The organism is Stenotrophomonas nitritireducens (genome assembly GCF_001431425.1).
GTDB classification, from domain to species: Bacteria; Pseudomonadota; Gammaproteobacteria; order Xanthomonadales; family Xanthomonadaceae; genus Stenotrophomonas; species Stenotrophomonas nitritireducens.
In genome coordinates, this window is sequence record NZ_LDJG01000015.1 from 69,438 (window position 1) to 82,167 (window position 12,730).

The 12,730-nt window shown below is 70.6% G+C and carries 12 protein-coding genes; 3 read left to right on the plus strand and 9 right to left on the minus strand.

Going from position 1 to position 12,730, the window contains the following annotated elements:
• Nucleotides 1-162 precede the first annotated feature (162 nt).
• Nucleotides 163-1,815: an ABC1 kinase family protein gene (locus tag ABB22_RS10250; protein ID WP_152984137.1), complete on the minus strand. Its 1,653-nt coding sequence runs from the start codon at nt 1,813-1,815 to the stop codon at nt 163-165.
• 178 nt (nt 1,816-1,993) lie between these two features.
• On the opposite strand from ABB22_RS10250, the gene ABB22_RS10255 reads away from it, so the two are divergent.
• Nucleotides 1,994-2,902, plus strand: a complete 909-nt coding sequence (locus ABB22_RS10255; RefSeq protein ID WP_055766505.1) for a DUF808 domain-containing protein — start codon at nt 1,994-1,996, stop codon at nt 2,900-2,902.
• Nucleotides 2,903-3,097: 195 nt separating this feature from the next.
• Here the strand turns inward: ABB22_RS10255 and ABB22_RS18420 are convergent, their stop codons facing one another.
• A complete protein-coding gene (locus ABB22_RS18420; protein WP_156357987.1) occupies nt 3,098-3,274 on the minus strand; it encodes a hypothetical protein in 177 nt (58 codons plus the stop codon).
• Nucleotides 3,275-3,343: 69 nt separating this feature from the next.
• On the opposite strand from ABB22_RS18420, the gene ABB22_RS10265 reads away from it, so the two are divergent.
• A complete protein-coding gene (locus ABB22_RS10265) occupies nt 3,344-6,094 on the plus strand; it encodes a M16 family metallopeptidase (RefSeq protein ID WP_055766496.1) in 2,751 nt (916 codons plus the stop codon).
• An 84-nt stretch (nt 6,095-6,178) separates the two neighbouring features.
• On the opposite strand, the gene ABB22_RS10270 is transcribed toward ABB22_RS10265, so the two are convergent.
• A complete protein-coding gene (locus ABB22_RS10270; protein ID WP_055766493.1) occupies nt 6,179-7,732 on the minus strand; it encodes a GGDEF domain-containing protein in 1,554 nt (517 codons plus the stop codon).
• 108 nt (nt 7,733-7,840) lie between these two features.
• Here ABB22_RS10270 and ABB22_RS10275 point away from each other — a divergent pair, with 108 nt between their 5' ends.
• On the plus strand, nt 7,841-8,473 hold the full coding sequence (locus tag ABB22_RS10275) for an NAD(P)H-binding protein (RefSeq protein WP_055766490.1): 633 nt from the start codon (nt 7,841-7,843) through the stop codon (nt 8,471-8,473).
• Nucleotides 8,474-8,523: 50 nt separating this feature from the next.
• Here ABB22_RS10275 and ABB22_RS10280 read toward each other — a convergent pair whose 3' ends face one another.
• The 6 genes from ABB22_RS10280 to ABB22_RS10305 all read right to left on the minus strand — a co-directional run bounded on the left by ABB22_RS10280 (nt 8,524) and on the right by ABB22_RS10305 (nt 12,730).
• Nucleotides 8,524-9,282 (minus strand): SDR family NAD(P)-dependent oxidoreductase, encoded by a 759-nt coding sequence (locus ABB22_RS10280; RefSeq protein ID WP_055766487.1) that lies wholly within the window; start codon nt 9,280-9,282, stop codon nt 8,524-8,526.
• Nucleotides 9,283-9,335: 53 nt separating this feature from the next.
• Nucleotides 9,336-9,722 (minus strand): VOC family protein, encoded by a 387-nt coding sequence (locus ABB22_RS10285; RefSeq protein WP_055766485.1) that lies wholly within the window; start codon nt 9,720-9,722, stop codon nt 9,336-9,338.
• A 30-nt stretch (nt 9,723-9,752) separates the two neighbouring features.
• The gene (locus ABB22_RS10290; RefSeq protein ID WP_055766482.1) at nt 9,753-10,385 is read right to left on the minus strand and encodes a DUF998 domain-containing protein; all 633 of its coding nucleotides are present in this window, start codon (nt 10,383-10,385) and stop codon (nt 9,753-9,755) included.
• Between the two features lie 30 nt (nt 10,386-10,415).
• Nucleotides 10,416-10,754, minus strand: a complete 339-nt coding sequence (locus ABB22_RS10295) for a hypothetical protein (RefSeq protein WP_055766479.1) — start codon at nt 10,752-10,754, stop codon at nt 10,416-10,418.
• Between the two features lie 277 nt (nt 10,755-11,031).
• Nucleotides 11,032-12,378, minus strand: a complete 1,347-nt coding sequence (locus ABB22_RS10300; RefSeq protein WP_055766475.1) for a dihydrolipoamide acetyltransferase family protein — start codon at nt 12,376-12,378, stop codon at nt 11,032-11,034.
• A 1-nt stretch (nt 12,379) separates the two neighbouring features.
• Entirely contained in the window at nt 12,380-12,730 is a 351-nt protein-coding gene (locus tag ABB22_RS10305; protein WP_055766473.1) for an SH3 domain-containing protein, read from the minus strand.

The window sequence follows — 12,730 nt, forward strand, 5'->3', positions numbered from 1 at the left end:
TGTCGCAGGCGCCGCGTTGCCTTCTGAAAGCGCCGTGGCGCAGAACATCGCGGCCCGTGGCGATGCGGTCCGCACGGCCTTCGATCGCTGCGCAGGGGTCCGTGCGTGCCGGATATGGCGGGTATTCCGGAAATTGCGCTTCCCGCGCGGTGCGGCCGCTGCTCAGCGGTGCCCGCGTTCCTCGCGCGCACGCGCCCGGGTGCGGCGGTCGAACAGCAGCGCGCTCACGATCAGGCCCAGGCCGATGACCACGCCGATGACGAGCAGCAGCATCGCGAACGCCGGATAGCCGAACAGCGAGAAGCGGCTGGGAACGCGCATCAGCAGCGCCGAGGACAGCAGCAGCGCAGCGGTGATCAGGCCGGCGGCGATGCGGTTGGCGACCTTCTGGATGTTCTCCATCAGCCGCGATTCCTCCAGCCCGGTGACCTTCATCTGCAGGCGGTTCTCGGCGACCAGGCTGAGGATGTCGGACATGCGCCGCGGCCCGGTGCGCAGCAGCTGCTGCAGCTCCATCGCCTCGCTGGCGAGGTTGGCGACCGACAGCGATTTGACCAGGCGCGCGCGCATCACGTGCTGCAGCTGGCGTTCGACCACCTGGCGCGTATCCAGCTCGGGCGCCAGCAGCCGGCACGCGCCTTCCAGGTTGAGCAGGGCCTTGCCGAGCAGGCTCAGTTCCGGCGGCGTGCGCAGGTTGCAGGCGGTGGCGATGCGCACGATCTCCAGCACCACGCGGCCCTCGGACAGGGTGTCGTTGGCGGCGTAGCGCGCGATCATCTGCCCGGTCAGGCGCAGGTAGCGCTCCTCGTCGTAGTCCTCCAGGCGCGTGCTGATGCCGATGATCTCGTCGGCCACTTCCTCGCCGCGCCCGTCCACGGCGGCGAACAGCACCTTGAGCAGGCGCTCGCGCAGGCGCGGCGGCACGTGCGCGACCATGCCCAGGTCGAACACCGCCAGGCGCTGGTCGTCGGTGACGCGCAGGTTGCCGGGATGCGGGTCGGCATGGATCTCGCCATGCACGAAGATCTGGTCCAGGTAGCCGCGCACCAGCGCCGCGGCCAGCGGCAGCATCGACTGCTCGGTGCGCCGCACCGGCGGGATCGCATCCACGCGCACGCCATGCACCAGCTCCATGGTCAGTACCCGCCGGCGGCACAGGTCCCACAGCGGCTGCGGTACCCACAGCTCCGGATAGGGCGCCAGGTGCTGGCCGAAGCGCGACAGGTTGGTGGCCTCGGCTTCGTAATCCAGCTCCATGCGCAGGGTCGTGGCGAACTCGTCCAGCCAGTCGGCGAAGCGCACGCGGCGGCCGATGCGGGTCAGGTGGTCGGCGGCGCTGGCGAAGCTGCGCAGCACGGCGATGTCCGAGCGCAGCTGCGCGGCGACCTCGGGCTTCTGCACCTTGATCGCGACTTCGCGGCCGTCGTGCAGCACGGCCCGGTGCACCTGGGCGATGGAGGCGCAGCCCAGGGGTTCGGGATAGAACAGGGCGAACAGCTTGCCGACCGGCGCGCCGAGTTCCTGCTCGATCACCGTGCGTATCTGCTCCACCGGGATGGGCGCGACCTGTTCCTGCATGCGCTCCAGCGCGGCCACGTACTCCAGCGGGATCATGTCCGGGCGCGTGGACAGCACCTGGCCGAGCTTGACGAAGGTCGTGCCCAGCGCTTCCAGGTCGGAGACGAACTGCGCCGGGTCGGCGTCGTCGGGAAGCTTCGTGTTGCGTGGCAGTCCGCCATCCAGCTGCAGGCCGGAGAAAACGCCCGAGTTGCGGTAGCGCAGCAGCAGCCGCAGGATCTGCTGGCGTCGGCTCATGCCGCCGACGGTCGTGGGGGTGGCCGGATCGTGTTTCGCTGCAGTCAAGGCGTTCTCCCGCACGGCATGATCGGGCAGTGTCACCGCCCGCCGGTGGGCGGGGGGTGAATGCGGCGGCCATGTCGCACCGGGCCGCGATGCGGGACAATCCGCGCATTCCACGCGCCCACGGTGCCCCATGGCTGGAGCCGGCCTGTTCGCCCTGCTCGACGATATCGCGACCCTGCTCGACGACGTTTCCATCCTGACCAAGGTCGCGGCGAAGAAGACCGCCGGCGTGCTGGGCGACGACCTGGCGCTCAACGCGCAGCAGGTCACCGGCGTCAGCGCCGCGCGCGAACTGCCGGTGGTGTGGGCGGTGGCCAGGGGCTCGCTGCTCAACAAGGCGATCCTGGTGCCGGCGGCGCTGGCGATCAGCGCATGGCTGCCCTGGGCGATTACCCCGCTGATGATGCTCGGCGGCGCCTTCCTCTGCTACGAGGGCGTGGAGAAGCTGGCGCACAGGTTCCTCCACGGCAAGGAGGACGAGCAGCGGCACGCGGAACGGGTGCAGGCGCTTGCCGACGCCAACGTGGACATGGTCGCTTGGGAGAAGGGCAAGGTGCGCGGCGCGATCCGTACCGACTTCATCCTCTCGGCCGAGATCATCGTGTTGTCGCTGGGCGTGGTGGCGCACGTGCCGTTCCTGCAGCGCGTGCTGGTGCTGGCGGCCATCGCGCTGGCGATGACCGCCTTCGTCTACGGACTGGTGGCCGGCATCGTCAAGCTCGACGACGTCGGCATGTGGCTGCTGCGCCGTGGTCGCGCAGCCGCCACGCTGGGCCGCGCCATCCTGCGCGCGATGCCGTGGCTGATGCGCGGCCTGTCGATCGCCGGGACCGCCGCGATGTTCCTGGTCGGCGGCGGCATCCTCGTGCACGCCATACCGGCCCTGCACCACCTCGTGGTGGGCTGGATCCCCTCACCGGCCTGGGAAATGGTGGCCAATGCCCTGGGCAGCGTGGTGGTGGGCCTCTTTGCCGGCGCGCTGGTGCTGGCGGCGGTGATGCTGGTGCAGCACATGCGCGATGGCAGGCCGGCGGATTGAGTTGCGCCCGCCATTTGTAGCGGCATCCATCCAGCGCCGCCCTCGAATTTCGCGCCCGGCAGCGATCCACAGGAAGCGTGTTTGCCATTCGCGGTGATTGGACGCGCGGACGGAACAGTGCATGCAATGCGGAGGGGCACGCCGGGATCCATGCCGCTTTTCCAGTTCCGATCACCGGATGGGGATCCAGATATGTCAATGCGCCATGTACACATTGCGCATGACGATGGGGAACGGGGACATTGAGGGGCGCCGGATGATCGCGCCTGCGATTTCGTTGATCGCGTCAGGAACAGTGGACGCGCCGCTGTCAGCATTGACAGTTGCATGCGCACACGCGTTCCGGATCAAATCGTCGGGTTCGCGGCGCATGGATGCCGTGTCGTGCCTGCCGGCCCATGTGGATGCCGGCGCGTTGTTCCGAACATAAGACAAGGGGAAATGATGCTGAAGCTGTCTTCCTGCGCCCTGGGCGTAGCGCTTTCGTTCGCGTTGATGCCGACGGCGTACGCCAAGGGCGAAACGGCCGTGCTGCCGAAGTCGGTAGCTGCCGGGCCGTGCGTCGAAGGCATCTGCGAGTACCGCCTGCCCAACGGCCTGCGGGTGCTGCTGTTTCCCGATGCGAGCAAGCCCACCGTCACCGTCAACCTGGTCTATGGCGTGGGCTCGATGCAGGAGAACTACGGCGAGACCGGCATGGCGCACCTGCTGGAGCACCTGCTGTTCAAGGGCACGCCGAAGCATCCGGACATCCCCGGCGAGATGCAGCAGCGCGGGGTGAGCAAGAACGCCACCACCTCGCTGGACCGCACCAACTACTTCGCTTCGTTCCCGGCCAACGACGACACGCTGGACTGGCTGCTGGCGCTGGAAGCGGACCGCATGGTCAATTCCAGGGTCGCCAAGGCCGACCTGGACAGCGAGATGACCGTCGTCCGCAACGAAATGGAAGCCGGCGACAACAATCCCGCCGGCGTGCTGATGAAGCGCATGCGTTCGGTCGCCTACGACTGGCACAACTACGCCAACCTGCCCATCGGCGCGCGTTCGGACGTTGAGAACGTGCCGATCGAGAACCTGCAGGCGTTCTACCGCACCTGGTACCAGCCGGACAACGCGCTGTTGATCGTGGCCGGCCGCATCGACGCCGACAGGGCGCTGGCGCGGGTCGCCGCGCATTTCGGGCCGCTGAAGAAGCCGGCGCGCGTGCTGCCGGCGTTCCACACCGTCGAGCCGACCCAGGACGGCGAGCGCGAGGTGACGGTGCGCCGCACCGGCGACCTGTCGCTGGTGGCCACCACCTACCACGTGCCGGCGCTGGCGCAGGCCGACAGCGCGGCGCTGGCGGTGCTGGGCAACGTGCTCGGGCATACGCCCAGCGGGCGCCTGCACAAGGCGCTGGTGGAAACCAAGCTGGCGGCGGGTGCGGGAGCCGGCAGCGGGAGCATGCGCGATCCGGGGCTGTTCAACGTGATCGCGGTGCTGCCCAAGGACGGCGACGCCGCCAAGGCCGAGGCCGAACTGCTCCGGCAGGCCGAGGCTGTCGTGGCCCGGCCGGTGACCGGGGAGGAGGTGGAGGCCGCGAAACAGCGCATCGCCAATGACCAGGAAAACCTGCTCAACAACGTCAACGCGGTGGCGATGGCGTTGTCGGAGTACCAGGCGGCCGGCGACTGGCGCCTGCTGTTCGTGCAGCGCGACGCCATCGCCAGGGTGACGGCCGCGGACGTCAACCGGGTGGCCGCGGCCTACCTGAAGCCGAGCAACCGCACGCTGGGACGGTTCGTGCCCACCGATGCGCCGGACCGCGCCGAGGTGCCGGCCGCGCCGGCCATCGCCAGCGTGGTCGACAGCTATACCGGCCGGACCGCGGTGGAGGCGGGCGAGACGTTCGAGGCGACCCCGCAGAACATCGCCGCGCGCACGCAGACGTTCACCCTGGGCGAGGGCCTGAAGGTGTCGCTGCTGCCGCGCCGGACCCGCGGGCAGACGGTCGCGGTCAATGCCAGTTTCGAGTTCGGCAACGAACAGGCCGTCACCGGACGCGACACCGCCGCGCAGTGGGTGGGGTCGATGCTGCTGCGCGGCGCGGCGGGGCAGAGCTACGAGCAGCTCGTCGCGCGTTTCGATGCGCTCAAGACCGAGGCGTCCATCGGCGGCAACCTGCAGGGCGCGCAGATCCGCCTCGCCGGCAAGCGCGAAACCCTGGCCGAGGCGCTGGCGCTGGCCGCGCAGGTGCTGCGCCAGCCCGACTTCCCGCAGGACCAGTTCGAGCAGCTGCGCCTGCAGGCCGTCACCGGCATCGAGGCCCAGCGCAAGGAGCCGGGCATGCTCGCGTCGATGGCGATGGCGACGTACTTCGATCCGTGGCCGGCGGGTCATCCGCTGCATGCGGATTCGCTGGACGAATCCCTGGCCAAGCTCGAGGCGCTGAAGCTGGAAGACCTGCGCGCGTGGCACCGCGATTTCTACGGTACCGCCAGCGGCCAGATTAGCGTGGTGGGCGACTTCGATCCCGAAGCGGTCAAGGCGCAACTGCAGGAACTGTTCGCCGGCTGGAAGCCGCCGGTGCCGTATGCGCCCATCTCCACCCGTTACCAGCCGCGCGCCGCGCACCGCGAGAGCTTCGCCACGCCCGACAAGCCCAACGCGGTGCTGCTGGCGCGGCAGAACGTATCGCTCAACATCGCCGACGCCGACATGCCGGCGCTGAGCATCGCAGTGGACATCCTCGGCGGCGACCCGCTCAAGTCGCGCCTGGCCGACCGCATCCGCCAGCGCGAAGGCCTGAGCTATGGCGTCAGCGCCGGCCTGCGCGCGGATGACAGCCGCATCGGCCGCGACGACAACGGCAGCCTTACCGTGCAGGCCATCGCCGCCCCGGAGAACATGGGCAAGGTCGAGGCTGCGCTGCGCGAGGAGCTGGCGCGGCTGGTCGCCGATGGCGTGACCGCGCAGGAACTGCGCGACGCCGTCGCCGCGCGCCTCGTGCAGCGCGAACAGTCGCGCGCCACCGATGGCGCGGTGGCCGGCCTGCTGCAGGGCCTGCTCGATTACGACCGCACCATGTCGTTCGTGATCGAGCGCGATGCGGCCTACCAGGCGTTGACGGTCGAGCAGGTCAACGCCGCCCTCCGCAGGCACCTGAAGCCGGACAGCCTGAGCGTGTTCGTGGCCGGCGACTTCAAGTAAGCGGATGCCGGGGCGGGCATGTACCGCCCCGGTCCTGTCGATGGACGCGCATGCGCCTGCCCGCGGTCCGCGCCGACGGCGGGGTCAACCGGCGTTGCCCACCCGGTCGCGGCCGGCCTGCTTGGCCGCGTAGAGCGCGCGGTCGGCGCGCTGCAGCAGCGCGTCGGCGGATTCGCCGGCGCGCCATTGCGCGATGCCGGCGCTGAAGCGCACGTGCACGCGCTGGCCTTCGTGCAGGAACGGGCGGTGGGCGAGGGCCTCCTGCAGCCGGCGCAGCTGCGCGTCGGCCTGGTCCTGCGGCATGCCGGGCAGGACCAGCACGAACTCGTCGCCGCCCAGGCGCGCGACCTGGCCGTGGCTGCCCAGGCGCGTCTGCGTGGTCGCCACCAGGTGGCGCAGGGCATGGTCGCCGCCGGCATGGCCGTAGTCGGCATTGGTCTGGCTGAAATGGTCCAGGTCCAGCATGGCGATGCTGAGTGGCGCCTGCGCGGCGCCCATCGCATCGGCGAGCAGTTCCTGCAGCCCGCGCCGGTTCAGGGCGCCGGTCAGCGGATCGGTGCGCAGCTGGCTGCCGGCTTCTTCCAGCTCGCGTTCGAGCTGTTGCACGCGCTGCTCGGCGGCCAGCGCTTCCGCGCGCGCGCTGGACAGGCGGTCGCGCGCGCGCAGGGCCTGCGACTGCAGCCGGGCGGTGTCCTGCAGCACGCTCTGCAGCAGCTGGCCCAGGTCGGCGAGGCTGCGCGCCTGGCGCACGGCTACCGCGTAACTGGCGATGCGGTCGTGGTACTCGCCGGTCTGCGAGGCCATGCCATCCACCTGCTCGACGAAATCGACCATCAGGTCGCGCATCGCCGCCTTGGATTCGTCGATGCCCTGCTTGAGCACGCCCTGCCGGTAGATCACCTCGCGCAGGTCGTTGCGGGTGCGCTCCAGCGAGGTGCGGTCCAGAGGCCCGGCGAGCATCTGCCGCACATTGCCGATCTGGCCGTGCAGCCAGCTGCCGCCATCGATCAGCTCGGCGATGTTCTGCAGCAGCAGGTCGAACAGGTTGAGCAGCAGGTCGTGCTGTTCGTGCAGCACGTCGTTGCGCACGCCGACCTGGTGGCAGAGTTCGCGCAGGTGCTGCTCCACCGGCTCCAGCGATTGCCCCGACCGCCAGCCGCGCAGTTCCTCGCCCATGCGCCGGGCCTGGGTTTCCAGTTCCGGCGCCTGCTGCAGCAGGCTGGACAGCACCGCGCCGAGGGTATTGCGCAGCATGTCGCGCAGGCGCTCGGCCTCGCCGTTGCCGCCGTGCGCGGGTTCCAGTTCGATGGTGCGGATGTACTTGTCGATCAGCTGGCGCAGCAGGCGGCCGTAGCGTTCCCATTCCTGGCGGTCGTAGGCGCTCTGCAGCAGCCGGCCGAGGTCGCCGAGTTCGCCGGGAAGGCTGGACATCCCCTGGGCGAAGGCATGCAGCAACGCTTCCGGCGCGTGCGCCTGGGCGAACATCCGCTGCAGCGGCGCCGCGCCGTGGCCGTGGGATGCCGGAGCGGATGCGGCGGGTGCGCCGGGTGCGGTCGGCTCGGCCATGGACTGGCGGCGTGACAGGATGCGTCCCAGTCCGGCAGGCTTGGGGGGCGGAGTGTCGGTGCTGTCGGCCATCGCGAGGCGGTTCCGGACGGGGCGCGGCCGGGCCGCGGGCGGGGATTGATGCCCCCATTATCGGCATTGCGGATGCCGGCTTGAACAGCCGTGCGAAGGAGGAGCGGGATGCGCGTATTGCTGGCCGGGGCCACCGGACTGGTTGGATCGCAGGTGTTGCGGCGGCTGCTGGCCGACGCGCGCTGCACGGCGGTCGTCGCACCGGGCCGGCGGCCGCCGGCATTGCAGGATCCGCGCCTGTCCAGCCCGGTGCTGGATTTCGACCAGCTGTCGCTGGAGGCGCCCTGGTGGAATGTGGACGCGGCGATCTGCGCGCTGGGCTCGACCCTGAAACAGGCCGATTCGCGCCAGGCTTTCCAGCGCGTCGACCACGGGTATCCGCTGGCCATCGCACGCGCCGTGCGGGCCCATGGCTGCACGGTCTTTGCCTTGAACTCGGCGATGGGCGCCAATCCGCGCTCGCCGTTCTTCTACAACCGGGTCAAGGGCGAACTGGAGCGGGACCTGCGCGCGCTGGAATTCGCATCGCTGGCGCTGGTGCGGCCGGGCTTGATCGGTGGCGAACGCGTCGAGCCGCGCCCTGGCGAGCAGGCCGCCGCACGGGTGCTGGGAGCGCTGGCGCCCGTGCTGCCGCGCGCGTGGCGGATCAATCCGGCCGGACGCATCGCCGATGCGCTGGTCGAAGCGGCATTGGCGCCACGGCCGGGCGTACGGGTGATCGGATCGGCGCAACTGGTCTAGGCGCGAGGCAGGAATGGAGCCGGCCGGTGGCCCGCTGGCGCGGGACGCGCTCAGGCCGGCAGCGACTGGCCGCCGTCCACCGCCAGGACCTGCCCGGTGATCCAGCGCGCGGCGGGCGAGCACAGGAACACCGCGGCCGCGGCCACGTCGTCGGCATCGCCGAAGCCGCCGAACGGAATCCGCTCGCGGATGCGTTCATACAGCGCCGGATCGGAGGCGCGGCGCTGGTCCCACAGCCCACCGGGGAACTCGATGGAGCCCGGGGCGATGGCATTGACGCGGATGCGCTCGCGCGCCAGTTCGGTGGCCAGGGTGACGGTGTAGTAGTCCAGCGCCGCCTTGGCGGTGGAATAGGCGGCCGCGCGCGGCGTCGGCACGCGGCCGTTGATCGAGCTGATGTTGAGGATGACCGGGGCCGCGCTGCGCCGAAGGTGCGGCAGCGCGAAACGGTTGGTGCGCACGGCGGCCATCAGGTCGACATCGAAGCCGGCCTGCCAGCTGGCGTCGTCGTTGCCGTTGCCGAACCCGGAGGCGTTGTTGACCACGATGTCGATGCCGCCCAGCGCGGTGGCGGCCGCTTCGACCCAGGCTTCGATCTGCGCCGCATCGGCCAGGTCGCAGGCGTGCACGTGTATGTGGGCGCCATTGGCCTGCAGCGTTTCCCGCGCACGCTGCAGGCCCTCGTGGCCGCGCGCGCACAGGCCCAGTCGTGCGCCGTGCCGGGCGAAGGCGGCGGCGATGGCCAGGCCGATGCCGCGGCTGCCGCCGGCAACCAGTACACGGGCCTGGCCCAGGTCGGGAAGGGACATCGTCGGGCTCCGCTGCAGGGGAAGGCGGACATTGTCGCCGCAATTGCCCGCCACTATTCCCAAGCGTTGGCGGGCTGCCCTTGGTCGGGATGGCGCATGCGCACCACGCAGAAGCGGTGACCGGTGGGCGCTTCCATCACCCACCAGCGCTTGACCAGGCCGATGCGGCGCGCGCCCAGGGCTTCGAGCCGGTCGGCCTCGGCGTCGATGTCGTCGGCCTCGATGTCCAGGTGCACGCGCGAGGGATGGCCGACGCGCTGCACTTCCACGTGCAGTCCGCCGGGCGCGCCCAGCAGTTCGGCGTACTGCGCGCCATCGGCATCGGTTTCGGCGGGGCGCGATGGCAACCCCAGCGCGGCGCTCCAGAACGCGGCGGCGGTGTCGCTGTCGGTGTCCTGGCAATCGATGATGAAGCCGGCCAGACGGCTGCGATGGGCCATGCGGGTGCTCCTGTGTCGGGAAAGGCGAGCTTACGTCCGCGACGCCGGAGCGCGCGTGGACGCCGTGGCATGGGCTTGTCCGCCAAGGCGCCATGCGGCGCCGCACAGCGCGCCGTAGACCAGCCATTCGGCCAGCCGCTGCAGCAGGCCGCGCCAGGGCTGCAGGTCCGGTGCGCCCATCAGCACGAACAGCAGCAGCCATGTCGCCGCCAGCGCGATCCACAGCAGGCGGAAGCCGGTACGCAGGCCGGGCGCGGTCGCCAGCAACAGCAGGCCCAGCGCGGTTCCGCCGTAGGTGACCAGGCCCAGCAGCGTATGCAGCAATTGACGGGTGCTGCCGCCCGCCGGGCAGCCCAGATCGCACGGCGCCAGCGCCGAGCCGATCCAGGCCAGCGGCTCGCACAGCAGCAGCCAGTAACCGAACCGGCTGGCGCCGCCAACCGGCGCGAAGGGCGCGGTGGCGACCAGCAGCCAGGCCGCGACCAGCCCCACCGGAACGAAGCTGGCCAGGCTGATCAGCCGCGCATGCGCGCTGCCGCTGGCGCCCAGTTCGCTGATGTACTGCGCCAGGTGAGAATAGCCCGGCTTGAGCAGCGCACCGCCGAACAGCATGCACAGGTAGGCGAGCGCGAACAGCACGACGATACGGCGGGGATGGCGCATGGCGGCTTCCAGGTGTGGCGTCGCGCCGGATCAGCGCGGCGCGCTGGAAAGGAACAGTTCGACCTTGCCGCAGGACGGGCAGGCATGCAGGTCGAACTCCTCGCGGTTCACCAGCAGTTCGCCGATGCCGCCGAGCAGGAACGGCATGGCCTGCGAGCCTTCGTGGAAGCGCTTGCGGCCGGCGAACACCATGGGCGTGCCGGGGCAGCGCAGGCAGTGGAGCAGGCGTGGCGGCCAGGCCTGCGGATCGCCGTTGTCGGGCCGGAAGTCCGGGTCCGCGCTGCCATCGGCGCGCGTGCCGCATTTCCAGCATTGTTCGAAACCGTCCTCGTTGCTTTCCCTGCAGTGGGTGCAGATCCAATGCGTCATGGCGTTGCCGGGTGGAGAGGAGTCGACATCGTAGCCCGGCCGTGCCGCGATGGCCGGAGCCTGGCAGGAGTTTCATCCGGCGCGCTTGCGGCCAGCGCCGGGCCGCCGACAAAAAAACCGCCGCCGGGCAGCGCGGCGACAAAGCGACCGCCCGGTGTGATCGCGGGTGTTTCCGGTCGATGGCCCGCGCGGTTGTCGTCATGGAGGGCGGCAACAAAAAAAGCCCGCATCGCTGCGGGCTCAAGTCTTGCTGCAAAAAAGCGTCCGTCGCCGGCGGTCAGTCCGGCCGGGCCAGGTCGTCGATCAGCACGCGCAGGAAGCGCGCGGCCTCGCCGCCGGTGCAGGCGCGGTGGTCGAAGGTGACCGACAGCGGGATGACCTTATGCGTCTCCACGCCGCCCATCACCGGGGTCACCTGGAAGCGGGCGCGGCCGGCGGCGACGATGGCCACGCACGGCGGCACCACCACCGGGGTGGCGTAGCGGCCGGCGAACATGCCGAAGTTGCTCAGCGAGATGGTGTAGCCGCTCAGTTCCGATGGCGCGATGCTGCGCTCTTCCACCTGCTGGCGCAGGCGGTTGATGCCTTCGCGCACGCCGCGCGCGTCGAGCATGTCGGCGTTGCGCAGGGCCGGCACGAACAGGCCGTCGTCGGTGTCCACGGCGATGCCGATGTCCACCTGCGCATGCAGGGTGCGGGTCAGGTTGTCGCCGTCGAACCAGGCGTTCATCGCCGGCACCGCCTGGCAGGCGGTCACGATCCCGCGCACCAGGCGCGAGGTCATGTCGTTGCCCGGTGCCCAGGCATGGATGTCGGCGTCGTCGGTCAGCGTGGTCGGCACGACCTTGCTGTGCGCGTCGGCCATGACCCGCGCCATGTTGCGGCGCACGCCCTTGAGCGGTTCCGGCTGGCCCTTGGCGACCACGCCCGGGGGCGCGGTGCGCATCGGCTTGCCGGCGGCCGAGAGCGGGGTGCGCGCGGCTTCGGCGCGCACGGCCGGCGCCGCTGCGGCGGCCGCCTGCGGAGCGGCGGCGGGCGCCGAGCCGATGCGCGCGGTACCCGCGGCGGCGGCCTGCTTGACGTCGTTCATCGTCACCGCGCCCTCGGCGCCGGTGGCGCGCACCAGCGCCAGGTCCACGCCCAGCTTGCGCGCCATTGCGCGCACCGCCGGCACGGCCTTGACGCCGCCCACGGCCACGGCCTGTTCGGTATGCACGGCGTTGGAGCTGACCATCGCGCCGACCACGGTGCCTTCGTCGGCGCGTTCGGCCGCTGCCGTGGCTGCCGGTGCCGGTGCAGCGGCAGGTGCCGGCGCGGCTTCGGCCGGCGCGCCATGGTGGTGGCCGGTGTCCTGGCCTTCGGCGCGCTGCGGCAGGTTGGGGTCGATCTCGAACTGGGCCAGCATGTGCCCGGTCACCACGATGTCGCCGGCCGCGCCAGCCAGCTTCAGTACCTTGCCGGAGACCGGCGAGGGCACTTCCACCACGGCCTTGGCGGTCTCCATCGACACCAGCGGCTCGTCCAGCTTGATCACGTCGCCTTCCTTGACGAACCACTCCACGATGGTCGCGTCCGGCAGGCCTTCGCCCAGGTCGGGCAGATTGAAATTCTTGGTCTGGCTCATTTCAGGGGGTTTCTTCCAGTAGTTCCAGGTCGCGTGCCGGCAGCCAGCCGAGCGCGCCGTTGGCGCGTTCGGCCCACCACCAGCCACCGTGTTCGTGATGCAGTCGCACCAGTTCGCCGCTGTCCACGTCCAGCTCCTGCGCGGTGTAGTCGCGCAGCGCCTCGGCGCGGCCGTCGCCGAGCACGCGCAGCCAAGCGACCGGCGCCCAGCCGGCGCGGTTGTCGGCGGTGCGTACCCAGGCGAAGTCCGGCCATTCCTCGTCGCGCACGCCGAGCTGGACGATCTCGCCAGCCCGGAAACGCAGCGGCACCGGATACTGGCTGCGGTAAGCGCTGAGCAGTCGCGCGCGCAT